Here is a 25061-nt window from a genome sequence, read left to right as displayed (position 1 = left end):
GGGGACGGTGGTTGACGCCGTGGGCAAACAAGCCCGAACCTTTTAACCGTGTTGCGAAGAACGCAACTGACTCGTAAGGAAAGCAAACAATGGCACAAGTAATCAACACTAACAGCCTGTCTCTGATGGCGCAGAACAACCTGAACAAATCTCAGTCTTCTCTGGGCACTGCGATTGAGCGTCTGTCTTCCGGTCTGCGTATCAACAGCGCGAAAGACGATGCTGCGGGTCAGGCGATCTCCAACCGTTTCACCGCGAACATCAAAGGCCTGACTCAGGCTTCCCGCAACGCCAACGACGGTATCTCTCTGGCGCAGACCACTGAAGGCGCATTGAACGAAGTTAACGACAACCTGCAGAACATCCGTCGTCTGACCGTACAGGCGCAGAACGGTTCCAACTCCACCAGCGACCTGAAATCCATCCAGGACGAAATCACTCAGCGTCTGTCTGAAATCAACCGTATCTCCGAGCAGACTGACTTCAACGGCGTGAAAGTGCTGAGCAGCGATCAGAAACTGACTATCCAGGTTGGCGCTAACGACGGTGAAACCATCGATATCGATCTGAAAAAGATCGACGCTAAAGAGCTGGGTCTGGATACCTTTAATGTGACGACCAAAGGCAACAAAGTTGGTTCTCAGATCGCTGATGGCGCAACTATCAAGTATGACAACGCAGGTACCGTTGGCGATGCTAAAGTTGACGCATCTGGTCTGAAGGCGAATGAGAAGCTGGTATCAGGTTCTGATAAAGATGGCAAAACCATCTACATGGTCGAAACCACTGCCACCGACGGTAAAAAATCTTACGTTTCAGCGACTCCAACCTTCACTGCAGGTACTGGCGGTGCAGCTGATACCGTGAAATTTGCTGCAAGCACCACTGCAGTGGACATTCCTGATCCGCTGGCTACCCTGGACAAAGCGCTGTCTCAGGTTGACGGTCTGCGTTCTTCCCTGGGTGCGGTACAGAACCGTTTCGATTCTGTTATCAACAACCTGAACAGCACCGTGAACAACCTGTCCGCTTCTCAGTCCCGTATCCAGGATGCTGACTACGCGACCGAAGTGTCCAACATGAGCCGCGCCAACATCCTGCAACAGGCTGGCACCTCTGTTCTGGCACAGGCTAACCAGTCTACTCAGAACGTCCTGTCCCTGCTGCGTTAATCGTCTCTCCCGATTAACTGTCGCAAAGAAACCCCGCTTCGGCGGGGTTTTTTTATGCTCGCGCACCGCGCGGTTATTACATGGCGCAAATAAAGCCCGTTTTGTGCGACTGTTCAGCCGATTGGCATTCCGCCCCCTACGCATAATAGCGCTGACTCTCTTATCCGCAGGTTTAAGACATAGTGAGCGATCTGTATACCGCCGAAGGCGTGATGGACAAAAATTCTCTCTGGTTGCGCTACGTGCCGTTAGTGCGCCACGAGGCGTTGCGCCTGCAGGTCAGGCTGCCCGCCAGCGTGGAGCTTGACGACCTGTTGCAGGCCGGGGGAATCGGGCTATTAAACGCCGTTGAGCGTTATGACGCCCTACAGGGAACCGCCTTTACCACCTATGCGGTGCAGCGCATTCGCGGCGCGATGCTCGACGAGTTGCGCAGCCGCGACTGGGTGCCGCGCAGCGTGCGGCGCCACGCGCGCGAGGTCGCGCAGGTGATGCGGCAACTGGAACAGCGTTACGGCCGTCCGGCGAGCGAGACGGAAGTGGCGCAGACGCTGAACATCTCGCTGGATGAGTACCGTCAAATTCTGTTGGACACCAATAACAGCCAGCTTTTCTCCTACGACGAATGGCGCGAGGAGCATGGCGAGAACGCGGAACCGATGCTGGAAGGGCATGAAGAGGCCAACCCGCTGCATCACCTGTTGGAAGGCAGCCTGCGCCAGCGGGTGATCGACGCCATCGAGGCGTTGCCGGAGCGCGAAAAAATGGTGCTGACGCTGTATTACCAGGAAGAGTTGAATCTCAAAGAGATCGGCGCCGTGCTGGACGTGGGGGAATCCCGCGTCAGCCAACTGCACAGTCAGGCGATCAAACGGCTGCGCGCGCGGCTGGCGAACGATACCTGACGGCGGAGCGCCGCCCCCAACTCGATGACTCATGCGACAATCGGACTGCCCCTTATGCCAGGAATACTGTTGAAGAAACGGCCGCTTAGCCGTTACCTGAAAGACTACAAGCACAGCCAGACCCATTGCTCCCAGTGCGGCAAACTGTTGGACCGCATGGCGCTGGTGTTTCGCGGCAAGATAATCAATAAAGAAGCCATCGCGCGCATGGATCAGCCGATCGACGATGCGGTCTGGCAAAACGTGCAGCACGAGCTGACCGCGCTGTGCCGCTTTTGCAGCGAGATTTCCTGCAACAGCCACCCGAGTTATTTCGACATTATGGCGTTCAAGCAGTATCTGTTCGAACAGACCGAGATGAGCCACAGCACCATTCGCGAGTACGTGGTGCGGCTGCGCCGGCTGGATGAAATGCTGGTGGCGCGGAATTACCCGGCGGACAAATTCGCCAACAGCGCCAGTCATCAGCGCATCATCGACGATCTGCCTACCGCGGCGCACAACAACTACCGCATTGCGCTGCGCAAGTACGATCAGTATCTCGCCTGGCAGCGCAGCTACTGAGACTTTCCCCGGCCGCTGGGCCGGGGTCTGCTGTTTCCCCCGTGATAAAGGATGATTATTCAGTTCACATCTGCTAAATCTATCGGTTATCAGATGTTGATATTCGATTCCCTGGGGGGAAGTAGTGAACCTGCAACAACAACTGGCGCAATTTCCGCGTCTGGATCTGGTTGGCGTCGCCACACCGCTGGAAAAACTGTCCCGTCTCTCCGATTACCTCGGCCGTGAAATTTACCTTAAACGTGACGATGTCACGCCTATGGCGATGGGCGGCAACAAGCTGAGAAAGCTTGAGTTTTTGGCCGCCGATGCGTTACGGCAAGGCGCCGATACGCTGGTCACCGCCGGCGCCATTCAATCCAACCACGTGCGCCAGACGGCGGCGGTGGCGGCGAAACTGGGCCTGCACTGCGTCGCTTTGCTGGAAAACCCGATCGATACCCGCGCGGAAAACTACCTGACCAACGGCAACCGTCTGTTGCTCGGCCTGTTCAACGCCGAAGTGGTAATGTGCGAAGCGCTGCACGATCCGCAGCAGCAACTGGCGGAACTGGCGACGCGCCTCGAGGCGCAGGGCTTCCGGCCTTACGTGGTGCCGGTGGGCGGCTCCAATGCGCTGGGCGCGCTGGGATACGTGCAGTGCGCATTGGAAATCGCCGAACAGAGCCAACGCAGCAACGTGGCGTTCAGTTCGGTGGTGGTGGCGTCCGGCAGCGCCGGCACCCACGCCGGGCTGGCGGTGGGGCTGCAGCAGCTGCTGCCCGAAACCGAGTTGATCGGCGTGACCGTCTCGCGCACCGTGATCGATCAGTTGCCGAAGGTGGAACAAATCCAGAAAGCCCTGGCCTGTTCGCTGAATATTGACAAACTGGCGCCGATCGCGTTGTGGGATGATTACTTCGCGCCGCAGTACGGCATGCCGAACGAAGAGGGCATGGCGGCGGTGCAGTTGCTGGCGCAGCAAGAGGGGGTATTGCTGGATCCGGTGTACACCGGCAAAGCGATGGCCGGTTTGATCGACGGCATCGCCCAGCGGCGCTTCCGCGACGAAGGTCCCATCCTGTTTGTTCACACCGGCGGTGCACCGGCGCTGTTCGCCTACCATCCGCAGGTGTAAACACCGCGTGTTATTCCATTTTGAACTATATTTATAAGGTTATATTCCTTTATGCGGGCGGTTGCACTGTTAAAGTGCTGATATCAAAAAAGATAAACAACATACAGGGGTGTTTATGATGTTTGCGAAAGTTCGTCGTCAATGGTTGTTGGGCGTGGTGGGTATTGCGTTGGCCGCCGGTGTGACGACGCAAACCTACGCCGCCGATAACCTGCTGCAGCAGGTGAAACAGCGCGGCACGCTGATCGTCGGGCTGGAAGGTACTTATCCGCCGTTCAGTTTCCAGGGGGAAGACGGCAAATTGACCGGTTTCGAAGTGGATTTCGCCAACGCGCTGGCGCAACATCTGGGCGTGAAAGCCAAGCTGAACCCGACCAAATGGGACGGTATGCTGGCTTCGCTGGATTCGAAGCGCATCGACGTGGTCATCAATCAGGTGACGCTCTCCGATGAGCGCAAGAAGAAATATGATTTCTCCACCCCTTACACCGTTTCCGGCATTCAGGCGCTGGTGAAAAAGGGCAACGAAGGCACCATTACCAAGCCGGATGACCTGAAGGGCAAAAAGGTCGGCGTTGGCCTGGGCACCAACTATGAGCAATGGCTGCGCGAGAATGTGCAGGGCGTGGACGTGCGCACTTACGACGATGATCCGACCAAGTATCAGGATCTGCGCGTCGGCCGCATCAACGCCATTCTGGTGGACCGCCTGGCGGCGCTGGATCTGGTGAAGAAAACCGGCGATACGCTGGCGGTGGCCGGCCCGGCATTCTCCCGCCAGGAGTCCGGCGTGGCGCTGCGCAAGAATAACCCAGAGCTGCTGGCCGCGATTGACCAGGCGATCGCCGAGATGCAAAAAGACGGCACGCTGGCGAAGATCTCCGAGAAATGGTTTGGCGCGGACGTAACTAAATAATGCACGAAAGTATTCAACTGGCGCTGGATTCAGCGCCATTTTTATTGAAGGGCGCCATACTGACGCTGCAGCTTAGCCTGGGCGGTATGGCGTTCGGCCTGTTGCTGGGTTTTCTGCTGGCGCTGATGCGCCTTTCGCCGCTTTGGCCGCTGTCATGGCTGTCGCGCATTTACGTATCGCTGTTCCGCGGCACGCCGCTGATCGCCCAGCTGTTTATGATCTATTACGGTCTGCCGCAGTTCGGCATCGAATTCGATCCTTTCCCGGCGGCGCTGATTGGCCTGTCGCTCAATACCGCCGCCTACACCTCAGAAACGCTGCGCGCGGCGATTTCGTCGATCGACAAAGGGCAGTGGGAAGCCGCCGCCAGTATCGGCATGACCCGTTGGCAAACCCTGCGCCGGGTGATCCTGCCGCAGGCGGCGCGCACCGCCTTGCCGCCGCTGGGCAACAGTTTTATCGGCCTGGTGAAGGACACCTCGCTGGCCGCTACCATTCAGGTGCCGGAACTGTTCCGCCAGGCGCAGCTCATCACCTCGCGCACGCTGGAAGTGTTCACCATGTACCTGGCGGCATCGCTGATTTACTGGGTGATGGCGACCCTGCTTTCCGCACTGCAAAACCGTCTGGAAGCCCACGTTAATCGCCAGGATCAGGAGTAACGCATGAGTGCCATTGAAGTTAAGCAATTGACCAAGCAGTTCAAAGGTCAGACGGTGCTGCATGGGATCGATCTGGCGGTGGATGCCGGTGAAGTGGTGGCGATCATCGGCCCGAGCGGCTCAGGGAAAACCACCTTGTTGCGCTGCATCAACCTACTGGAGGAGCCGGATTCCGGCACCATTCGCGTCGGCGATATCCTGATCGATGGCAGCAAGCCGTTGAGCAAACAGAAAAATCAGGTGCGCGCGCTGCGCCAGCAGGTCGGTTTTGTGTTCCAGAACTTCAACCTGTTTCCGCACCGTTCGGTGCTCGAAAACATCATTGAAGGGCCGGTTATCGTTAAAGGTGAGGCGAAAGCCAGCGCCGAACAGCGCGCTCGCGCGTTGCTGGCCAAGGTGGGGCTGAGCGGCAAAGAGGCGGCTTATCCGCGTCGGCTGTCCGGCGGGCAGCAGCAGCGGGTGGCGATCGCGCGCGCGCTGGCGATGCAGCCGGAGGTGATTTTGTTCGATGAGCCGACGTCGGCGCTCGATCCCGAGCTGGTGGGAGAAGTGCTCAATACCATGCGTTCACTGGCGGAAGAGAAACGCACCATGGTGATCGTCACCCATGAAATGAGCTTCGCCCGCGACGTGGCCGATCGGGTTATCTTTATGGATCACGGCCGCATCGTCGAACAGGGCCCGGCCAAAGCGCTGTTCGCCAATCCGCAGCATCAGCGCACCCAGCAATTCCTCGACAAGTTCCGGAATCAATAAGGCGTCGGGGGTGTTTCCCCCGACTGCATTCACTCCGCTTTCAACAATTCATTGCGCGCGGCGGCGGCGAGAAATCCGCTGCGGCTGCCGTATCCCGGATGTTGCCGAACCAGAGAGTCAATGCGACTTAACAGGCGATGGGGCAACGTGATGTTAATCCGTTCGGCTCGGCCGTCAAATTTATCCATATTGATAGCGACCAATAGCCATTGTCCTCCCTCGAAGGATCCCGCATCTTTGGCAAGATGGGCTGCGACGGCATGCGGGCGCGGTAGCGGTTGATTGTCTTCGCTCAACAACTCAAAGTGCGCGTCCAGTGCGCTTTGGGCATCGGCAAAAGCGTCGTCCAGGCTGGTGCCGGCGAAGTAGCAGCCAGGGACGTCGGGAAAGAAACCGCTGGCGCTGCCGTTTGATTCTGTATGGATATAAGCGGGATAAAACATGGTCTCTCCTGTTAACGCGTGGCGATGTGAAGCGCACTTAACCCCGCGTCTTTAAGTATCTGCCGCAGCGTGCCCAGCTTGAGATCTTTCTTTGGATGCGGCACGGTGATGATCAGCGCAAAATCGGGATGTTTGAATTGATGGTGGCTGCCTTTTACCCGCCGCAATACCCAACCGTGGCTTTCCAGCAGCGCAATCAGTTCTGAACTCTTCACGATGTTATTGTCCTTAATCTACACACCATACACACTCTCAGGCAAGAAGATTAATACGCTAACGGCTGACCGGGCTGCGGACAATAAAAAACCCTGCACAAGTGCAGGGTTTGCGTAGCGGTTAGCAAATCAGGCGGCAATGTATTGCCGCCTTGAGGATGCGTTAACCGATGGTCATCAGGCTGGCGTTACCGCCGGCGGCGGCGGTGTTGACGCTCAGGGAACGTTCGATCAGCAGGCGTTCCAACAGGATGTTGGTTTCACCGTGAGCGAAGCCCTGCACCGAGACGATGGCGCCGCCGCGCTGCGCGATCTGCTCGCACAGGGTGCGCAGCTGGTCTGCATCGCCGTGGTAGATGGCGGCGTCGAACTCGACCTTGTCCTGCTGCCAGTCTTTGCTAAAGGCGATGCGCGCCTGCACATCGTTCGGCAAGCGGCGGAACAGATTGCGCTGCAGTTCCGCTTCCGGCCACAGCGCGCAGCTGCCAACCGCCAGCACGGCGGCCAGCTGGATCAGCGCGTCGGTTTCGTTATCCGCCAGGCACAGCACGCGTTCACGCGGCAGCAGGGCATAGGTATTGCGCTCGCCGGTCGGGCCCGGCAGCGGACGTACGGTGCCGCCCTGGCCCAGTTCCGCATAACGTTGCGCCAATGCCGCCAGTTCGCCGTGTTGGCTGGTGACCGCCCATTTCTCCAGCGATTGCAGTGCGCCCAGCAGCTGAGGCCGCGCGGTGGCTTCCATCGGGCGCTCTTCGTCCTGGCGGTGCAGCGTACGTTGCAGCGCGTCGTCCGGACGGTTGGCCAGCAGACGGTACAGGTACAGCGGGCCGCCGGCTTTCGGGCCGGTACCCGACAGGCCTTCGCCGCCGAACGGCTGCACGCCGACCACTGCGCCGACCATGTTGCGGTTGACGTACAGGTTGCCGACCTTGGCGCGTTCGGTCACCCGGGCGATGGTTTCATCGATACGGGTGTGAATGCCCAGCGTCAGGCCATAACCGGCGGCGTTGATCTGATCGACCAGCGCGTCCAGATTGTTGCGCTGGAAGCGCACCACGTGCAACACCGGGCCGAAGATCTCTTTCTGCAGCTCGTCGAAGCTGTCGAGCTCGATCAGCGTCGGCTTGATGAAGGTGCCGCGCGCCCACTCTTTCTCATCCTGCGCGCTGCCTTTGGCGGCCTGGTACACCTTGCGGCCTTTGGCGCGCATCGCCTGGATGTGGCGCTCGATGCCGGTTTTGGCTTCGGCGTCGATCACCGGGCCCACGTCGGTGGACAGGCGCTCCGGGTTACCCATGCGGCATTCGGCCATCGCGCCGCGCAGCATTTGCAGCGTGTGCTCGGCCACGTCTTCCTGAATGCACAGGATACGCAGCGCGGAGCAACGCTGCCCGGCGCTGTCGAAGGCGGAGGCCACCACGTCGGTCACCACCTGTTCGGTCAGGGCGGAGGAGTCGACGATCATGGCGTTCAGGCCGCCGGTTTCGGCGATCAGCGGCGTCGGGCGGCCTTGCGGATCCAGACGACCGGCGATGCTGCGCTGCAGAATGCCGGCGACGTCGGTGGAGCCGGTGAACATCACGCCGCGGACGCGGGCGTCGTTGACCAGCGTCGAGCCAACGGTTTCACCCTGGCCCGGCAGCAGCTGCAGCACGCCTTGCGGAATGCCGGCTTCCAGCAGGATACGCACCGCCTGCGCGGCCACCAGCGGCGTTTGCTCGGCCGGTTTGGCCAGCACGCTGTTGCCCGCCGCCAGCGCGGCGGCGATTTGGCCGGTGAAGATCGCCAGCGGGAAGTTCCACGGGCTGATGCAAACCACCGGGCCCAGCGGGCGGTGGCTGTCGTTGGCGAAGTCGTCGCGCACCTGGCCGGCGTAGTAGTGCAGGAAGTCGACCGCTTCACGCACTTCGGCGATGGCGTTGTTGAAGGTTTTACCCGCTTCACGCACCAGAATGCCCAGCAGGCTTTGTAGCTGGCTTTCCATCAGTTCGGCGGCGCGTTCGAGGATCGCGGCGCGTTCCGTCGGCGGCGTAGCGAACCAAATTGGGCCGGCGGCCGCGGCGGCGTCGAGCGCGCGGCTGACTTCGCCTTCGGTGGCTTCACGCACGTAGCCGACCACATCGCCCGGCTCGGCCGGGTTGATCACCGGCTGTTCGACGCCCTGATCCAACTCGGCGTCGATGATCGGTTCCGCGCGCCATGGATGGCTGGCGCTGGTGAGCAGGGCGCTGGACAGCGAAGCCAGACGCTGTTCGTTGGACAGATCCAGACCGCTGGAGTTAACGCGTTTCTCGCCGTACAGCTCGCGCGGCAGCGGGATGCGCGGATGCGGCAGGCCAATTTGACCTTCGCTGGCCGCCAGCGCTTCCACGGCGCTGACCGGATCGGCCACCAGCTCGTCGAGCGGCAGGGTGGCGTCGGCGATGCGGTTGACGAACGAGGTGTTGGCGCCGTTTTCCAGCAGGCGACGCACCAGGTAAGCCAGCAGCGTTTCATGGGTGCCGACCGGCGCGTAGATGCGGCAAGGGCGATTCAGTTTGCCGTCGGCCACTTTGCCCACCACCTGTTCGTAGAGCGGTTCACCCATGCCGTGCAGGCACTGGAACTCATACTGGCCAGGGTAGTAGTTGTTGCCGGCCAGGTGATAGATGGCGCTCAGCGTATGGGCGTTGTGGGTCGCGAACTGCGGATAGATCAGGTTCGGCACCGACAGCAGCTTGCGGGCGCAGGCAAGGTAGGAAACGTCGGTGTACACCTTGCGGGTGTAGACTGGGTAGCCTTCCAGGCCGTCCATCTGGGCGCGTTTGATTTCGCTGTCCCAGTAGGCGCCTTTCACCAGACGGATCATCAGGCGGCGGCGGCTGCGTTGCGCCATGTCGATCACCGCGTCAATGGCGAACGGACAGCGTTTCTGATAGGCCTGGATCACGAAGCCGATGCCGTTCCAGCCGGCCAACTGCGGCTCGAAGCACAGTTTCTCCAGCAGATCGAGCGAGATCTCCAGGCGATCGGCCTCTTCGGCGTCGATGTTGATGCCGATATCGTACTGACGTGCCTGCAGGGTCAGCGACAGCAGGCGCGGGTAAAGCTCTTCCATGACGCGTTCGTACTGCGCGCGGCTGTAGCGCGGGTGCAGGGCGGACAGCTTGATGGAGATGCCGGGGCCTTCATAGATGCCGCGGCCGTTGGAGGCTTTGCCGATGGCGTGGATCGCCTGCTGGTAGGAAACCAGGTAGGCCTGGGCGTCGGCTTCGGTCAGGGCGGCTTCGCCCAGCATGTCGTAGGAGTAGCGGAAGCCTTTTTCTTCCAGCTTGCGCGCGTTGGCCAGCGCTTCGGCGATGGTTTCGCCGGTCACGAACTGTTCGCCCATCAGGCGCATCGCCATGTCCACGCCTTTGCGGATCAGCGGTTCGCCGCTCTTGCTGATAATGCGGTTCAGCGATCGGGACAGATTGGCTTCGTTATGCGTGGACACCAGCTTGCCGGTAAACAGCAGGCCCCAGGTCGCGGCGTTGACGAACAGCGACGGGCTGCGCCCCAGGTGCGAATGCCAGTTGCCGTTGCTGATCTTGTCGCGGATCAGGGCGTCGCGGGTCGGTTTGTCCGGAATGCGCAGCAGCGCTTCCGCCAGGCACATCAGCGCCACACCTTCCTGCGAGGAGAGGGAGAACTCTTGCAGCAGGCCTTGCACCATGCCGGCGCGGCCGTTTGCACTTTTTTGGTTACGCAATTTCTCGGCGATGCCATAGGCCATTTTATGAGTAGCCTGTGCAAGATCGGCGGGTAATCGCGCCTGTTCGAGCAACATCGGCACCGCTTCGGTCTCCGGGCGGCGATAGGCGGCGGTGATGGCGGCGCGGGTCACCGACTGCGGCAGAATTTGTTCGGCGAAATCGAGGAATGGCTGGTGTGACTCTTCCTGCGCTTGCGGCATAATGTCGTCCGCTTCAGGCTGGCCCGCTGCGGCCAGCGCTGGAATTTCAGGGATATCGGTACCGCTCTCGAGACGCTCGAGGTAATTAAAGATGGCCTGCTTGATGAGCCAGTGCGGCGTGCGATCGATGCGCTGCGCGGCGCTCTTGATCCGGTCGCGTGTTGCCTCGTCGAGTTTCACGCCCATTGTGGTAGTGCCCATGCCTGTCCAACTCCTGTGTTTAGAACCTATCCCATCAGGCTAGACAAACAGCAGGCCGGAAAGCCTGTTGGGATAGGTTCGTGAGATGTGTGGGTTAAGAATGCAGACAATATCCTGCATGTTGCAACTTTGTGCAACCTTGTTAAATCAGGCTGATGAGCGAAGTGTGAGTTTCATCGATTTTTTAACACGGGCAGTTGGCATGAATGTTGCGTTATTGAGCGAATGCGGCGGGGTTTATTACGTCGCAGGCGCTTTACCCTGCGGTATATAAGGGTAATGGCAAGGTGCAACTCATTTTGCTTGTCGTGAGTGCAACCTTTGAGCCCGGTAAATGTGACGCAGGGTAAACTTTGTGTAACTTTGTTGTTAAATATCTTGTTGGTTGATGAAAGGCTCATCTAGGATAACCGACGGTCAACAATTACGGGCAGAAACTATTTTACCTGCACTCGCTCGCAGGCTGCGTCACGTTCCGGCGCGGCGGCCAGTGAAATGCATTGCGCGTGGGTTTACCGGCGCCGGCTTGGCCGGAGCGAAACGCGAATAATAATGAAAGTGGAGAATTAAATGACAATGAGCACACCTATGCTGGTGACCTTCCTGGTGTACATTTTCGGGATGGTGCTGATCGGCCTGCTTGCCTACCGGGCAACCAACAACTTTGATGACTATATTCTCGGCGGCCGCAGTTTGGGCAGCGTGGTGACCGCGCTGTCCGCCGGGGCTTCCGACATGAGCGGCTGGCTGCTGATGGGCCTGCCGGGCGCCATCTTCCTCTCCGGCATCTCCGAAAGCTGGATCGCCATCGGCCTGACCATCGGCGCTTACCTGAACTGGAAGCTGGTGGCAGGAAGGCTGCGCGTGCATACCGAAGCCAACAACAACGCCCTGACGCTGCCGGACTATTTCACCAGCCGTTTTGAAGACAACAGCAAGCTGCTGCGGGTGATCTCGGCCATCGTCATTCTGGTGTTCTTCACCATTTACTGCGCCTCCGGCATCGTGGCCGGCGCGCGCCTGTTCGAAAGCACCTTCGGCATGAGCTACGAAACCGCCCTGTGGGCCGGCGCCGCGGCGACCATCCTGTATACCTTTATCGGCGGTTTCCTGGCGGTGAGCTGGACCGACACCGTACAGGCCAGCCTGATGATTTTCGCGCTGATCCTGACGCCGGTGATCGTGATCTTCGCCGTCGGCGGCATCGATACCTCGATGCTGGTGATCCAGGCGAAGAACCCGGCCAACCTCGACATGCTGAAGGGGCTGAACTTCGTCGCCATCCTGTCGCTGCTGGGTTGGGGCCTGGGCTACTTCGGCCAGCCGCACATCCTGGCGCGTTTCATGGCAGCGGATTCTCACCGCACCATCCGCAGCGCGCGCCGCATCAGCATGACCTGGATGATCCTGTGCCTGGCCGGGACCATCGCCGTCGGTTTCTTCGGTATCGCTTACTTCGCCAATAACCCGGATCAGGCCGGTAACGTGTCGCAGAACGGCGAACGCGTGTTTATCGAACTGGCGATGTTGCTGTTCAACCCATGGGTGGCGGGCGTGCTGCTGTCGGCGATTTTGGCGGCGGTCATGAGCACCCTGAGCTGCCAGCTGCTGGTATGCTCCAGCGCGATCACCGAAGACCTGTACAAGGCGTTCCTGCGCAAGGGCGCCAGCCAGCGTGAGCTGGTGTGGGTCGGCCGCGTGATGGTGCTGGTAGTGGCGTTGATCGCCATCGCCTTGGCGGCCAACCCGGAGAACCGCGTGCTGGGCCTGGTGAGTTATGCCTGGGCCGGTTTCGGTGCCGCCTTCGGCCCGGTTGTGCTGATCTCGGTAATGTGGTCGCGCATGACCCGCAACGGCGCGCTGGCCGGCATGCTGGTCGGTGCGGTGACGGTGATCGTCTGGAAACAGTACGAATGGCTGGGCCTGTACGAAATCATCCCTGGCTTCATCCTGGGCTGTCTGGCCATCGTGGTGGTGAGCCTGATGGGCCGCCAGCCATCCTCAACCATGACCGAACGTTTCGATCAGGCGGAAGCCGAATACAAAACGGTATAACGCCGTTTGATGTCAGTCGGCAAGGGGCGCGCAGAGCGCCCCTTCTTTTTGCCTGTTTGCCCGTCATTCGGCTGTAACACCTGGCGACATTTGATTAGAAAAAATCACGCTTGTGCCTCTTGTATTTCTTTTTGCCAGAATGATAATCACTCTCGTTGTATTTTACGTTTCTTTACATACTCGCCGCGGCTCATTTCGAGCCGGTTTTCTCTGCCGCCGCGGTCTTTTCAGGGGTGATTAGTTATGTTCGTTCCCTTTCTTATCATGTTCCGTGAGGGGCTGGAGGCCGCGCTGATCGTCAGCCTGATCGCCAGCTACCTGAAGCGCACGCAGCGCAGCCAATGGCTGGGCGCGGTGTGGATCGGCGTGATTGTCGCCGCGGCGCTATGTCTGGCGCTCGGCATCTTCATCAATGAGACCACCGGCGAGTTCCCGCAGAAACAGCAAGAGCTGTTCGAAGGCATCGTGGCGGCGGTGGCGGTGCTGATCCTCACCTATATGGTGTTCTGGATGCGTAAGGTGTCCAAATCGGTCAAGGTGCATCTGGAAGGGGCTATCGATCAGGCGCTCAGCGCCGGTAAAGGGCAGGGGTGGGCGCTGGTGGCGATGGTGTTCTTCGCCGTGGCGCGCGAAGGGCTGGAGTCGGTGTTCTTCCTGCTGGCGGCGTTCCAGCAAGACGTGGGCGCCGCGGCGCCGATCGGCGCGGTGCTCGGCCTGGTGGCCGCCATCGTGCTGGGCATGATGATTTACTGGGGCGGGGTGAAGCTGCACCTGGCCAAATTCTTCAAATGGACCAGCCTGTTCATTCTGTTCGTCGCCGCCGGCCTGGCCGCCGGGGCGATCCGCGCCTTCCACGAAGCCGGCCTGTGGAACCACTTCCAGGACATCGCCTTCGATTTCAGCAACACCCTGTCGACCCATTCGCTGTTCGGCACCCTGCTGGAAGGCATTCTCGGTTACCAGGAAGCGCCGACGGTCAGCGAAGTGGCGGTCTACTTCCTGTATCTGATCCCGGCGCTGATTTTCTTTTTCCTGCCGCAGCGCGCGGAGCCAGCAGCGGCCCCGGCGCAACGTAAAATCAATCATTAATGTTTAATAGGGAATCTCGTATGTCTACTCCGTTATTTCGCCGCAAGGCGTTGCACGCAGCATTACTGGCTATCCCGGCGTTTGCGCTGAGCATCGGCGCCTTGGCGGCGGACGTGCCGCAGGTCAAGGTTACGGTTAACGACAAGCAGTGCGAACCGATGCAACTGACGGTCCCGGCCGGCAAGACACAGTTTGTGGTGCACAACACCAGCCAGAAAAACGTCGAATGGGAAATCCTGAAAGGGGTGATGGTGGTGGAAGAGCGCGAGAACATCGCGCCGGGCTTTACCCAGAAAATGACCGCCACGCTGGAAGCGGGCGAATATGACATGACCTGCGGGCTGCTGAGCAATCCGAAAGGCAAACTGACTGTCACCGCCGCGGCCAACGGCGCCACCGACGGCAAGCCGAACGCGCTGGACCTGGTCGGCCCGATCGCTGAATACAAGGTTTACGTCACCAAAGAAGTCGATGGGTTGGTGAAACAGACCAAGCTGTTTACCGACGCGGTGAAGGCCGGCAACGTGGAGCAGGCGCGCAGGCTGTATGCGCCGACCCGCCAGCACTATGAGCGCATTGAGCCGATCGCCGAGCTGTTCTCCGATCTGGACGGCAGCATCGACGCCCGTGAAGACGACTACGAGAAGAAAGCGGCGGACCCGAACTTCACCGGCTTCCACCGTCTGGAGAAGGCGCTGTTTGCCGACAATTCGACCAAAGACATGAGCCAATATGCCGATCGTCTGTATCACGACACCGTTGAGCTGCAAAAACGCGTGAGTGAACTGACCTTCCCGCCGAGCAAAGTGGTGGGCGGCGCAGCCGGGCTGATCGAAGAGGTGGCGGCCAGCAAGATCAGCGGTGAAGAAGACCGTTACAGCCGCACCGATTTGTGGGACTTCCAGGCCAACGTCGACGGCGCGCAAAAGATAGTCAATCTGCTGCGCCCGCTGCTGGTTAAGGCCAATAAGCCGCTGCTGGACAAAATCGACGCCAACTTCAAAACCGTGGACACCATTTTGGCGAAGTACCAAACCAAAGAGGGTTATGAGTCCTATGAGAAGCTGACCGATGCCGATCGCAATGCGTTGAAAGGGCCGATCACCACGCTGGCGGAGGATCTTTCCCAGCTGCGCGGCGTATTGGGTCTGGACTGAGGCATAGGGTTATGAGCAACAAGGCAGGCCCGAATAACGGGCCGCATCCGCAATCGCAGGGGGCGGCATCGCCTTCGCGCCGCCGTTTGCTGCAAGGGCTGGGGCTGGGCGCGCTGGCGCTGGGCGGCAGCCGCCTGGCGCAGGCGGCGGGTAACGCGGCGGAGCCGTTGGCGACGCCGCAGGATGAGCGCTGGCAGAAACAGCCGTTTTATGGCCGCCATCAGGCCGGCGTGCTGACGCCGCAACAGGCGGCGATGATGCTGGTGGCGTTCGATGTGTTGGCGACCGACAAAGCGGGGCTGGAGCGCCTGTTCCGGCTGCTGACCGATCGCATCGCCTTCCTGACCCACGGCGGCAAGGCGCCGGAGGTGGACGCCAAGCTGCCGCCGCTCGATTCCGGCATCATGGGGCCGGAGATTTACCCGGACAACCTGACCATCACCGTCTCGGTCGGCGCATCGCTGTTTGATGAACGCTTTGGTCTGCAGGCGCAAAAGCCGCTGCGGTTGCAGAAAATGACCCGCTTCCCCAACGATGCGTTGGACGCCGCGCTTTGTCACGGCGACCTGCTGTTGCAGATCTGCGCCAACACCAACGAAACGGTGATTCACGCGCTGCGCGACATCATTAAGCATTCGCCGGATCTGCTCAGCGTGCGCTGGAAGCGGGAGGGGTTCATCTCCGCGCACGCGGCGCGCAGCAAAGGCAAAGAGACGCCGATCAACCTGTTGGGTTTCAAAGACGGCACTGCGAACCCGAAAACCGACGACAAACCGCTGATGGATAAGGTGGTGTGGGTCGGCGACAACGTCGGTGAGCCGGCATGGACGGCGGGCGGCAGCTATCAGGCGGCGCGCATTATTCGTTTTCGCGTCGAGTTTTGGGATCGCACGCCGCTGCAGGAGCAGGAAACCATCTTCGGCCGCGAGAAGCACAGCGGGGCGCCGCTGGGCATGAAGCGTGAACATGACGAGCCGGACTACGCGAACGATCCCGACGGCAAGGTGATCCCGATGGATGCGCACATCCGGCTGGCTAATCCTCGCACGCCGGAAAGCCAAAGCAACCTGATGCTGCGGCGCGGCTACAGCTATTCCCTTGGCGTCTCCAATGCCGGCCAGCTGGAAATGGGGCTGCTGTTCGTCTGCTATCAGGCCGATCTGGAGAAAGGCTTCCTGACGGTGCAAAAAAGGCTGAACGGCGAAGCGCTGGAGGAATACATCAAGCCGATTGGCGGCGGGTATTTCTTCGTATTGCCGGGCGTGAAAGAGGGTGGCGATTATCTGGCCAGCGGCCTGCTCAAGGCCTGAAGCCGGAATAACGAGGCGGGATCTTCCGCCTCGTTTTACGTTTGTCTTACCTGCTGCAGGGGGGGGCAGTTAAAGATGAAACGCAATTCAATGCTTTGCCAGCAGATAAAAAAACACCCATCTCCGCTGCTTTTGATTGCGCAAAATTTAATCGGGAAACCAAAGTGTCATTCGCGGATTTTAATTGTAATTCATTGATATTTATTGATTATAATTTTCTATGGAATGATGTCTTGGGCGTGATATAGTGTTTTAGCGATAACTAAAAACAAAACATATAAAATTTTTTTACATTTTAGTAACGCGACAGGATTGAATGTCATTATACTGTAATCATCTGGCGGTAGTTTTCACACGGTGCACAGCTTGAAGCTGTAAATATCACTGCGGGGATCGCTAATGGTAAAGTCCTTGGTTGGGCTGGAAAGAAAAAATAACACATCTCCCCTGATTTCTCGTTGTAACGAGGGTTCTCTCTCCGACTCTCTTTTACCGGCAACTCCGCACCCTTATCGCTACCGAATCTCATCACTTTTTACTCCACGTTTATTGATGCAGTCCGCGTTGTCCCGTGAAGACACAGCGCTTAAGCGTTGCCGTCGATTCACTTTTTCCCTTGGCTCTTATTGGCTCGGAGGAGGCCAAAACCTAATACGTGTGTGAAACATAATCGCGCGGCCTGGCCGTTGCGGTAGGTGAAACAAACTGTAAGGTGCCACTATGGGTAGACAGAAAGCAGTGATCAAAGCACGTCGTGAAGCGAAACGCGTTATTCGTCGTGACGCTCGTAGTCATCGCCAGCTGGAAGAAGAGTCTGTGACCTCGCTGGTGCAAATGGGGGGAGTCGAGTCTATCGGCATGGCGCGAGACAAGCGCGATAGCTCACCCATCGAGGCTAGAACCGAAGCTCAGGGTCATTACTTATCAGCCATAGAGAATAAGCAGCTGATCTTCGCCACCGGCGAAGCCGGCTGCGGCAAAACATTTATCAGCGCCGCCAAGGCGGCGGAGGCGCTGATCCATAAAGAGGTGGATCGGATTATCGTTACCCGTCCTGTTTTGCAGGCGGATGAGGACCTCGGTTTCTTGCCGGGGGATATCTCCGAGAAGTTCGCCCCTTATTTCCGCCCGGTGTATGACATTCTGGTGCGCCGTTTGGGCTCTTCCTTTATGCAGTACTGCCTGCGCCCGGAAATCGGCAAGGTAGAGATTGCGCCGTTCGCTTATATGCGCGGACGCACCTTCGAAAATGCGGTCGTTATCCTGGATGAAGCCCAGAACGTGACCGCCAGCCAGATGAAAATGTTCCTGACCCGCCTGGGGGAAAACGTGACGGTTATCGTTAACGGCGACGTGACCCAGTGCGACCTGCCGCGCGGCGTAAAATCCGGCCTCAGCGATGCCCTGGAGCGCTTCGAAGAGGACGAGATGATCGGCGTCATCCGCTTTGAAAAACAGGACTGCGTACGCTCCGCTTTGTGCCAGCGCACGCTCAACGCTTACAGTTAACCTATCCGCTAATGGAAAGGCCGCTTCGGCGGCCTTTTTTATCGCCGCCTATTTACCATTTCGTTTAACCTTTGTGTAAATTATTGTGGTTATTTGTATAGATTTTCGTTGAGTTAGCGTTAATGATTAATGGGTTCCAGATTGGCGCGCAGTTTGCGTGCGCCGCCAAAAGGACATTTTCTGGGGTGTGCGCCGCGCGGCGCATAGCGTGTGGGTTCCTTGCTGCGATTCAAACATGAAATACATCATTCTGCTTTTGCTTATTTTATGCGTCGTCTATGTGCATTACCGCGGGCGGGTGCGCTACAACGTGTGGCGGCAGCTGTCTGACCATTCCACCTTTACCGCACCGTTGAACGTCTTCATGTATCTGTTTTCCCGTGTGCCGACCACGCCGTACCTGAAGCCGGAGCAATTTCCTGAGCTGACGGTACTGCGGGAGAACTGGGAAACCATCCGCGACGAAGGACAGAAGCTGATGGAGATCCAGCAGATCAAAGCGTCCGATCAATTCAACGACGCCGGTTTCAACTCGTTCTTCAAGACCGGTTGGAAACGCTTTTATCTGAAATGGTATGAGGACAGCCATCCCTCCGCCATGACCCTGTGCCCGCAGACCACGGAACTGCTGCGCAGTCTGCCTTCGGTCAAGGCGGCGATGTTCGCCGAACTGCCGGACGGCAGCCGTTTGCCGCGCCACCGCGATCCTTACGCCGGTTCGCTGCGTTATCACCTGGGGCTGATTACCCCCAATGATGACCGCTGCTTCATTGAGGTGGACGGTGAGCGCTACAGCTGGCGTGACGGTGAAGGGGTGATGTTCGATGAAACCTATCTGCACTATGCGGAAAACCAGAGCGGGCAGAATCGCCTGATCCTGTTCTGCGATATCGAACGTCCGATGCGCTACCGCTGGGCGCAGGCGGTTAACCACTGGTTGGGGCGCAATCTGATGAGCGCCGCCACCGCGCCGAATGAAGAGGGCGATCGCACCGGCGGCGTCAACAAGATGTTCAAATACATCTATGCAATTCGCCGGGTGGGGAAACGGCTGAAGGCCTGGAACCGCACCGGTTATTACATCATCAAGTGGATTTTGTTCGGGGGGATCGCCGCGGCGATATTCTTCTCGGTATAACGCAGGCAGGGGCGCACAGAGTGCGCCCCTTTTTGATCAGGCGAAGATAGTCATCATGTAGGCGGCGAACAGCGCCAGGTGGGCGGTGCCGTTCAGCACGTTGGTGCGGCCGGTCGAGAACGACAGCTGGCACAGCAACAACACCGTCAACATCACCACGATATGCGGCGTTTGCAGGCCGAAGATCAGCGTCTGCCCGGTCAGGGTAGCGATGATGGTCACCGCCGGCACCGTCAGGGAGATGGTCGCCAGCACCGAACCGAAGAACAGGTTCATGGCGCGTTGCACCTGATTGTTCAACACGGCGCGCAGCGCGCCCAGGCCTTCAGGCGACAGGATAAGCAGCGCCACCAGGAAACCGGTGAACTGCGCCGGTGCATTCATTTTGGTCAGCAGGCCTTCGAGCGGATTGGCGTTGAACTTGGTGACGGCGATAACCGCGATCAGGTGCACGATGAGCCAGGCGGCGTGCCAGGCGCTGCTGTGCGAAGAGGGCTTGCCGTGGTGCGGATCGCCATCGTCGTCTTCATGCTCGTACACGAACAGGCTCTGGTGGGTTTTGGTCTGGATCACCAGGAATACGCCATACATGGCGGCGGAAATCAGCGCCACCAACAGCGCTTGCCCGGTGCTGAAGTTGCCGCCCGGCAGCGCACTCGGGAACACCAGCACGATCACCGCCAGCGGGAAAATCGCCATCAGGTACTGTTTGATGCCGCCGAGGTTGACGTACTGGGTGGCGAACTTGCGCCCGCCGAGCAGCAGCGCGAAGCCGACCAGGCCGGCGGAAACGATCATGATGATGGAGTACAGCGTGTCGCGCATCAGCGCCGGCGCGGCGTCGCCGGTGGCCATCAACGCCGAGATCAGGCTGACTTCGAGGATCACCACCGACAGGCTGAGGATCAGCGAGCCATAGGGCTCGCCCAGTCGGTGGGCGAGCACGTCGGCGTGGCGCACCACGCTGAAGGCGCTGCTGAGGATCCCCACCAGCGCGAGAATATTGATGCCGACGATCAGCGGAAAGTTAGCGGTGCTGCCCCATAAATTCAACACCACCAGCGCGGCGATGGGGAAGATCAGCGAGTATTCGGTGTGGCGAGATTTGGTGGATCGGCCAGGATCGTGTTGCGACTTCATGAGGGTGGCACTCCTTCTCAAACAGCGTAGCCCGTCAGCGCCGGTCGCCGTGATGCGGCAACTCTGCGTTTCCAGTAGGTATTTTATATTAGGATACACCCGCGGCGCCGGTGTGATGTTGTTTTTATCTGAGAAAGCAATTGCTTGCTTTATGTGATCAGAGTAACAAAAAAACCGCACGGAGTGCGGTTTTATTTACTTACTTTTACGCAATAACGTCAATTTACAACGTTAGATTTGAGAAAAGTCGTGTTTACTTATTTAGTGCGTGGTTAATCAAGGAAAATACGACCGTTAGTCGTCAATATTATCCATGATTTCATGCCGTTTATTGTGGTATCCCTCTTCATTTAGCCCTTCACGCCAGTAAGGCACGGCATAAAGACGATTACGATCGCATTGACGTTCGCGGCGCAGGTAACGGCGCAGCTCCACCACCAGGCGATCTTCACCGGCGAGCCAGAAGTGCGCTTCCCCCTGCGGCAGGGACTGCGCGCGGAACCGAGCGATCAATTCGTCGGTTTTCTCCGTGCCGCCGACGATCCAATTCACCTCAACGCCGGCAGGTTTTTCCAGGTCAATCACGTCGGCAGTGCTGTCGACGCGGATGAAAGCGCGCCCGGCGCCGTGCGGCGGCAGGTTTTCCAGCAGCGCGGCCAACGCAGGCAGCGAGGAAGGATCGCCCGCCAGGCAGTAGAAGTCGGCGGCCGGCAGCATCGGTTTGGGGCCGCCTGGATTGCTGATGCCGATTTTATCGCCGGCTTTCGCCTGACGCGCAAAGTCGACCGCCGGTCCCTGGTGGTCATGGATGGCAAACTCGATGTCAACTTCCGCCTGTTCCGGGCGCACGGCGCGAATGGAATAGGTGCGCACGATCGGGCGCACGGCATCCGCAGCCCAGCGCGGGCCGTTTTCAGTCAGCGTCGGCAGATCCGGCTGCGTTTGACCGGCGAGCGGCAAAAAGACCTTGATGTGCGCGGCGGCGGCGTTGGCCGGGTAGTAGCGCAGATCGGGCGCGGTAAAGGTGATGCGGCGCAGGTGCGGCGTAATGTCCTGTACGGCGCTGACGGCGATCAGGTAGGGGGCGCGTGAGCGAGGGGCTTCGGTAGTCACGAGGATCTCCTTATAGTTCGTTTGGCGGTGAGTATACCATGCCGTTTGATAATGAGAATTGTTTGCTCATTGAGGCGCAACCGCGTGTGAGCTAGGCTTAAGGTTCACGCAATACGCACGGGAGGACGTGATGCCATACCAGGACACGAGCGACTTGCCGGACAATGTAAAGCATGTGCTACCGGAACATGCGCAGGCGATCTATAAAGAAGCGTTCAACGGCGCCTGGCAACAATACCGGGATCCCGACGATCGGCGCGGTGACGACAGCCGGGAGGAGACGGCGCATAAGGTGGCCTGGGCGGCGGTCAAGCAAAGCTATCGCAAGGGCGACGACGAACGCTGGCATAAAAAGTAACGCTTTTATGCCCCGGTAAAAAACGCGCAGACGTTATGCTGACCTCGGCAATTAATATTATTGCTGCTCAGTACAAATACTTTTCCACGTTAACGCCGCTTTGCAACTTGATTGCGCGGCGGGAAAAGAATATGGTCATTATTAATCGGCGCGGTTATTGAATTAATAAAATTCCGCACCAAAAAATAAAATTGCAAAGGTTCAGTAGTGGCGAGGGAGGACGAGAAATCGTATTCCCGGGAGGTTGTAACAGTGTTAACGCGAGATTTTCTGCAAAAAGCGGATTGCAAAACCGCCTTTGGCGCTATTGAGGAGTCGCTGCTGCTGACGCCTGAACAGCGCGCAGCCTCGTTGGAATGCACGTTATCGCGCCGGCCGGATCACAGCCCGGTATGGGTATTCGGTTACGGTTCGCTGATGTGGAATCCGGTTTTCGAATCTGAAGAAGTGCGGCCCGCCATGCTGCAGGGCTGGCATCGGGCGTTCTGCATGCGTTTGACCGCCGGGCGCGGCACGCTGCATCAGCCGGGGCGCATGCTGGCGCTGAAAGAGGGCGGTCAGACCACCGGATTGGCGTTTCGTCTGCCGGAAGGTAAGCTGCGTGAAGAGCTGGAGCTGCTTTGGAAGCGCGAAATGGTGACCGACTGCTACGTGCCGACCTGGTGTGAACTGCAGTTGGATGGCGGAGAGACCGTCACGGCGCTGGTGTTCGTGATGAACGCGCAGCACCCGTTGTTTGAAGCAGACACCAGCCACCAGGTGATCGCGCCATTGATCGCCAGCGCCAGCGGCCCGCTGGGTACCAACGCGCAATACCTGTTTGCGCTGGATAACGAGCTGAAACACCACGGCATGCAGGATGATTGCATCGGCGATCTGGTGCGCTATGTACAGCAGTGGTTGCAACAGAACCGCCCTGGCGCTTTCGGGGCTGAGGCTACCGCCTGAGGCGTTAGCAGGGCAGCAGACACTTAAGGGCTCAGCATGCTGAGCCCTTTTTCATATATCTAATACCTCTATTTAATAACTTTATTCTGCATGATGACTTAAGGCTCTTTATTTGTATGGTTATTTATCTCATTATTTTTAAAGCCATTCATCATTTTCCCCCGTCCTCACCCCCCGAGAGCCACGATAAATAATTCACTTAGCATTAAATTGCATAAGTAAAGGTTATTTCTTATTTGTTCAGCCCCGCAGGACTCCGTATCAATATGGCAGACGCTACTGCAAGTAACAGGGAGACGGGAATGAACTTTCAACAATTAAAAATTATTCGAGAATCGGCGCGCTGCAACTACAACCTGACCGAGGTCGCCAATACCTTATTTACTTCGCAGTCCGGCGTTAGCCGGCATATTCGCGAGCTGGAAGAAGAGCTGGGCATCGAAATATTCATTCGCCGCGGCAAACGGCTGTTGGGCATGACCGAACCCGGCAAAGAGCTGCTGGTGGTAGCGGAACGGATTCTCAACGACGCGAACAACATCCGTCGCCTGGCGGATGTCTTCAGCAGCAACGATTCGGGGCAGCTGCATATCGCGACGACGCACACCCAGGCGCGCTATAGCCTGCCGGGGGTGATCAAAGAGTTTCGCGCGCTTTATCCACGGGTGCGGGTGGTGCTCAATCAGGGCAGCCCGGAGGAGATCGTTTCGATGTTGGCCGCCGGTGAAGCCGATATCGGCATTGCCAGCGAACGGCTGATGAGCGACGAGTCGCTGGCGGCGTTCCCCTACTACCGATGGCATCACACCATTCTGGTGCCGGAAGGGCACGAGTTGACGCGGCAGCCGCAGGTGACGCTGGAGATGCTCAGCACCTTGCCGTTGATCACTTACCGCCAGGGCATTACCGGCCGCGCGAAGCTGGATGCGGCGTTCAAATCAGCGGGCCTGACGCCGGACATCGCGCTCAGCGCGCAAGATTCCGACGTGATTAAAACCTATGTCGAGCTGGGGTTGGGCGTGGGCGTGCTGGCGGACATGTCGTATGAAAAAGAGCGCGATCGCGGGTTGGTCAGCCTCAACGCCGAGCATTTGTTTGAACCCAATACGGTCTGGTTGGGCCTGAAACGCAGCCAACTGCAGCGCAACTATGCCTGGCGCTTTATTCAGCTGTGCAACCCGACGTTGTCGCTGACCGAAATCAAAGACAAGGTGTTCTCGTCGCAGCTGGATGCGGTGATTGACTACCAGATTTAACAACACGGGATTGCCCTGCAGGATCGCTCGCGGGCTAATGCATGGTCAGTCATCGGTACGTTCGATAAGGTGACGCTTGCTTTTTCTGAACGGGCCGATGGCTTCCCATTCCGGGAGTTCTTCGGCTGGACGTGGGTTAGCCATCTCCCAGCGATGGTATTGACGTAAAATCTCGATGGCGATGCGTTTTTGCTCTTGAATGGAGAGCGTGGGGTCGGTCAGATCCTTATTTTCCATTTTGGCTTCCTTGCTGCTCGTTATTTATACGCACCTTATCACATCTGGCACCGTATTTTTCCAGCGATTGTATGTACTTTTTCAGTGCGTTGAAGCTGGTTTTACATGTCATGGTGCCGGGTATTACTTCAAAGGCGGCCTGACGTGTATACAGTGCTAACACGCGATGATTAATGGCGTGGCTGATAAGTATGTCCGGCGGATACGCCGGCGTCAGCCCCTGCTCTTGCAGGTTCAGCCCATACAGATATAGCGCCTGCAAGCAGTTGCGCAGCATATTGCCTTTCAGGGGATGTTGCGTTTCGCGCAGGGAGAAATTCTCCAGCGCGACAAGTTCGATAACGTTCTCCGCCTGGAGATAACGGCACAGGCAAAAGCCGGCGCGGCTCAGCGGGCTGGCTATTTGCCGGTAGACAAAAGCGAAACGCATCGGCATTTGGACATGATATTTAAACAGAGAGCGCCAATTTAACGTATGGCCGTTTTTTCTGCCTTTTTGCCAGCGCCGGTCTTGTACCGTCAGACGAGTCATAAACAGATTCGACTCAAGCAGCACGCTGTTCATGTCTGCCAGCGTTTGCTCTATCGCTCTCTCATGCAGGAGTGAGCAGCCATTTTCTGATGGATGGTTTGCCATTTGCCCGTCCTTTGGGTGACTGAGCTCACGTTAGTCACCCGATGAAACAGACTCAAACCCCGACTTTCATCGCTGCGAATCGTGCTGCAAAGACAGTAGGCAATTGCCGCGACGTGTCGCGAGAGTGCGATCGGCCGCGCAATCCTTGCCCTAATAATCAAAATCCCATCTATATACATAAAAAGAATATCTATAGTGATTTAAGTACCTTCAGCTGCCGATCGTGCTC

At 58.3% G+C, this 25061-nt stretch carries 23 protein-coding genes; 16 read left to right on the top strand and 7 right to left on the bottom strand.

What is annotated here, in order from left to right; translation table 11 throughout:
* The first annotated feature begins 89 nt into the window (after positions 1–89).
* The 7 genes from GT753_RS10545 to tcyN all read left to right on the top strand — a co-directional run bounded on the left by GT753_RS10545 (position 90) and on the right by tcyN (position 6092).
* Positions 90–1172 (top strand): flagellin FliC, encoded by a 1083-nt coding sequence (locus GT753_RS10545; RefSeq protein WP_021504080.1) that lies wholly within the window; start codon positions 90–92, stop codon positions 1170–1172.
* Positions 1173–1354: 182 nt separating this feature from the next.
* Positions 1355–2077, top strand: coding sequence for an RNA polymerase sigma factor FliA (locus GT753_RS10540; RefSeq protein ID WP_004934752.1), 723 nt, complete (start codon positions 1355–1357; stop codon positions 2075–2077).
* 54 nt (positions 2078–2131) lie between these two features.
* The gene (gene fliZ / locus GT753_RS10535) at positions 2132–2641 is read left to right on the top strand and encodes a flagella biosynthesis regulatory protein FliZ (RefSeq protein WP_004934751.1); all 510 of its coding nucleotides are present in this window, start codon (positions 2132–2134) and stop codon (positions 2639–2641) included.
* Between the two features lie 124 nt (positions 2642–2765).
* Positions 2766–3758 (top strand): D-cysteine desulfhydrase, encoded by a 993-nt coding sequence (locus GT753_RS10530; protein WP_015378235.1) that lies wholly within the window; start codon positions 2766–2768, stop codon positions 3756–3758.
* A gap of 115 nt (positions 3759–3873) precedes the next feature.
* Entirely contained in the window at positions 3874–4674 is an 801-nt protein-coding gene (gene tcyJ / locus GT753_RS10525) for a cystine ABC transporter substrate-binding protein (RefSeq protein WP_015378234.1), read from the top strand.
* Entirely contained in the window at positions 4674–5336 is a 663-nt protein-coding gene (gene tcyL / locus GT753_RS10520; RefSeq protein ID WP_015378233.1) for a cystine ABC transporter permease, read from the top strand. The genes tcyJ and tcyL overlap by 1 nt, the downstream gene beginning before the upstream one ends.
* A 3-nt stretch (positions 5337–5339) precedes the next feature.
* Entirely contained in the window at positions 5340–6092 is a 753-nt protein-coding gene (gene tcyN / locus GT753_RS10515) for an L-cystine ABC transporter ATP-binding protein TcyN (protein ID WP_015378232.1), read from the top strand.
* A 29-nt stretch (positions 6093–6121) separates the two neighbouring features.
* Here tcyN and GT753_RS10510 read toward each other — a convergent pair whose 3' ends face one another.
* From GT753_RS10510 to putA, 3 genes are all read right to left on the bottom strand, one after another.
* The gene (locus GT753_RS10510) at positions 6122–6535 is read right to left on the bottom strand and encodes a type II toxin-antitoxin system HicB family antitoxin (RefSeq protein ID WP_015378231.1); all 414 of its coding nucleotides are present in this window, start codon (positions 6533–6535) and stop codon (positions 6122–6124) included.
* An 11-nt stretch (positions 6536–6546) separates the two neighbouring features.
* Positions 6547–6750, bottom strand: coding sequence for a type II toxin-antitoxin system HicA family toxin (locus tag GT753_RS10505; protein WP_015378230.1), 204 nt, complete (start codon positions 6748–6750; stop codon positions 6547–6549).
* 163 nt (positions 6751–6913) lie between these two features.
* A complete protein-coding gene (putA, locus tag GT753_RS10500; protein ID WP_015378229.1) occupies positions 6914–10885 on the bottom strand; it encodes a trifunctional transcriptional regulator/proline dehydrogenase/L-glutamate gamma-semialdehyde dehydrogenase in 3972 nt (1323 codons plus the stop codon).
* A gap of 570 nt (positions 10886–11455) precedes the next feature.
* Between putA and putP the strand changes: the two genes are divergently transcribed.
* From putP to lpxO, 6 genes are all read left to right on the top strand, one after another.
* Positions 11456–12940, top strand: a complete 1485-nt coding sequence (gene putP / locus GT753_RS10495) for a sodium/proline symporter PutP (RefSeq protein ID WP_015378228.1) — start codon at positions 11456–11458, stop codon at positions 12938–12940.
* A 243-nt stretch (positions 12941–13183) separates the two neighbouring features.
* The gene (efeU, locus tag GT753_RS10490; protein ID WP_004934730.1) at positions 13184–14029 is read left to right on the top strand and encodes an iron uptake transporter permease EfeU; all 846 of its coding nucleotides are present in this window, start codon (positions 13184–13186) and stop codon (positions 14027–14029) included.
* A 20-nt stretch (positions 14030–14049) separates the two neighbouring features.
* On the top strand, positions 14050–15186 hold the full coding sequence (gene efeO / locus GT753_RS10485; protein WP_160125578.1) for an iron uptake system protein EfeO: 1137 nt from the start codon (positions 14050–14052) through the stop codon (positions 15184–15186).
* Between the two features lie 11 nt (positions 15187–15197).
* Complete coding sequence (gene efeB, locus GT753_RS10480; protein ID WP_004934727.1) at positions 15198–16496, top strand: iron uptake transporter deferrochelatase/peroxidase subunit; 1299 nt, start codon at positions 15198–15200, stop codon at positions 16494–16496.
* A gap of 720 nt (positions 16497–17216) precedes the next feature.
* A complete protein-coding gene (gene phoH, locus GT753_RS10475) occupies positions 17217–18005 on the top strand; it encodes a phosphate starvation-inducible protein PhoH (RefSeq protein ID WP_015378226.1) in 789 nt (262 codons plus the stop codon).
* A 235-nt stretch (positions 18006–18240) separates the two neighbouring features.
* On the top strand, positions 18241–19143 hold the full coding sequence (gene lpxO, locus GT753_RS10470; protein ID WP_021504035.1) for a lipid A hydroxylase LpxO: 903 nt from the start codon (positions 18241–18243) through the stop codon (positions 19141–19143).
* A 36-nt stretch (positions 19144–19179) separates the two neighbouring features.
* Here lpxO and chaA read toward each other — a convergent pair whose 3' ends face one another.
* On the bottom strand, positions 19180–20283 hold the full coding sequence (chaA, locus tag GT753_RS10465) for a sodium-potassium/proton antiporter ChaA (protein ID WP_004934723.1): 1104 nt from the start codon (positions 20281–20283) through the stop codon (positions 19180–19182).
* A 294-nt stretch (positions 20284–20577) separates the two neighbouring features.
* Positions 20578–21396 carry a siderophore-interacting protein gene (locus tag GT753_RS10460; protein WP_021504034.1) on the bottom strand — a complete coding sequence of 273 codons (819 nt, stop codon included), beginning with the start codon at positions 21394–21396 and terminating at the stop codon, positions 20578–20580.
* Positions 21397–21526: 130 nt separating this feature from the next.
* Between GT753_RS10460 and chaB the strand changes: the two genes are divergently transcribed.
* From chaB to cbl, 3 genes are all read left to right on the top strand, one after another.
* Positions 21527–21754: a putative cation transport regulator ChaB gene (gene chaB / locus GT753_RS10455; protein WP_160125577.1), complete on the top strand. Its 228-nt coding sequence runs from the start codon at positions 21527–21529 to the stop codon at positions 21752–21754.
* 252 nt (positions 21755–22006) lie between these two features.
* Positions 22007–22702 (top strand): gamma-glutamylcyclotransferase, encoded by a 696-nt coding sequence (locus GT753_RS10450; RefSeq protein ID WP_021504033.1) that lies wholly within the window; start codon positions 22007–22009, stop codon positions 22700–22702.
* Positions 22703–23004: 302 nt separating this feature from the next.
* Positions 23005–23958 carry an HTH-type transcriptional regulator Cbl gene (gene cbl, locus GT753_RS10445; protein WP_004934716.1) on the top strand — a complete coding sequence of 318 codons (954 nt, stop codon included), beginning with the start codon at positions 23005–23007 and terminating at the stop codon, positions 23956–23958.
* A gap of 45 nt (positions 23959–24003) precedes the next feature.
* Here cbl and GT753_RS10440 read toward each other — a convergent pair whose 3' ends face one another.
* Both GT753_RS10440 and GT753_RS10435 read right to left on the bottom strand, forming a co-directional pair.
* The gene (locus tag GT753_RS10440) at positions 24004–24195 is read right to left on the bottom strand and encodes a hypothetical protein (RefSeq protein WP_015378216.1); all 192 of its coding nucleotides are present in this window, start codon (positions 24193–24195) and stop codon (positions 24004–24006) included.
* Positions 24185–24832, bottom strand: a complete 648-nt coding sequence (locus GT753_RS10435; RefSeq protein ID WP_075685195.1) for a hypothetical protein — start codon at positions 24830–24832, stop codon at positions 24185–24187. Before GT753_RS10435 ends, GT753_RS10440 begins: the two co-directional genes overlap by 11 nt.
* Positions 24833–25061 lie beyond the last annotated feature (229 nt).

Source organism: Serratia sp. Z4 (assembly GCF_009900725.1).
GTDB classification, from domain to species: domain Bacteria; phylum Pseudomonadota; class Gammaproteobacteria; order Enterobacterales; family Enterobacteriaceae; genus Serratia; species Serratia nematodiphila.
The sequence above is the reverse complement of the archived record's forward strand: the minus strand, read 5'-3'. Positions and strand labels throughout refer to the sequence as shown.

Bases quoted from the DNA above. Each gene is read 5' to 3' on its own strand.
- lpxO (WP_021504035.1), top strand. From the start codon at position 18,241: ATGAAATACATCATTCTGCTTTTGCTTATTTTATGCGTCGTCTATGTG.
- GT753_RS10440 (WP_015378216.1), bottom strand. From the start codon at position 24,195: ATGGAAAATAAGGATCTGACCGACCCCACGCTCTCCATTCAAGAGCAA.
- putA (WP_015378229.1), bottom strand. From the start codon at position 10,885: ATGGGCACTACCACAATGGGCGTGAAACTCGACGAGGCAACACGCGAC.
- GT753_RS10435 (WP_075685195.1), bottom strand. From the start codon at position 24,832: ATGGCAAACCATCCATCAGAAAATGGCTGCTCACTCCTGCATGAGAGA.
- GT753_RS10545 (WP_021504080.1), top strand. From the start codon at position 90: ATGGCACAAGTAATCAACACTAACAGCCTGTCTCTGATGGCGCAGAAC.
- tcyJ (WP_015378234.1), top strand. From the start codon at position 3,874: ATGATGTTTGCGAAAGTTCGTCGTCAATGGTTGTTGGGCGTGGTGGGT.
- fliZ (WP_004934751.1), top strand. From the start codon at position 2,132: ATGCCAGGAATACTGTTGAAGAAACGGCCGCTTAGCCGTTACCTGAAA.
- efeO (WP_160125578.1), top strand. From the start codon at position 14,050: ATGTCTACTCCGTTATTTCGCCGCAAGGCGTTGCACGCAGCATTACTG.
- chaB (WP_160125577.1), top strand. From the start codon at position 21,527: ATGCCATACCAGGACACGAGCGACTTGCCGGACAATGTAAAGCATGTG.
- putP (WP_015378228.1), top strand. From the start codon at position 11,456: ATGACAATGAGCACACCTATGCTGGTGACCTTCCTGGTGTACATTTTC.
- phoH (WP_015378226.1), top strand. From the start codon at position 17,217: ATGGGTAGACAGAAAGCAGTGATCAAAGCACGTCGTGAAGCGAAACGC.
- tcyN (WP_015378232.1), top strand. From the start codon at position 5,340: ATGAGTGCCATTGAAGTTAAGCAATTGACCAAGCAGTTCAAAGGTCAG.
- tcyL (WP_015378233.1), top strand. From the start codon at position 4,674: ATGCACGAAAGTATTCAACTGGCGCTGGATTCAGCGCCATTTTTATTG.
- GT753_RS10510 (WP_015378231.1), bottom strand. From the start codon at position 6,535: ATGTTTTATCCCGCTTATATCCATACAGAATCAAACGGCAGCGCCAGC.
- efeU (WP_004934730.1), top strand. From the start codon at position 13,184: ATGTTCGTTCCCTTTCTTATCATGTTCCGTGAGGGGCTGGAGGCCGCG.
- efeB (WP_004934727.1), top strand. From the start codon at position 15,198: ATGAGCAACAAGGCAGGCCCGAATAACGGGCCGCATCCGCAATCGCAG.
- chaA (WP_004934723.1), bottom strand. From the start codon at position 20,283: ATGAAGTCGCAACACGATCCTGGCCGATCCACCAAATCTCGCCACACC.
- cbl (WP_004934716.1), top strand. From the start codon at position 23,005: ATGAACTTTCAACAATTAAAAATTATTCGAGAATCGGCGCGCTGCAAC.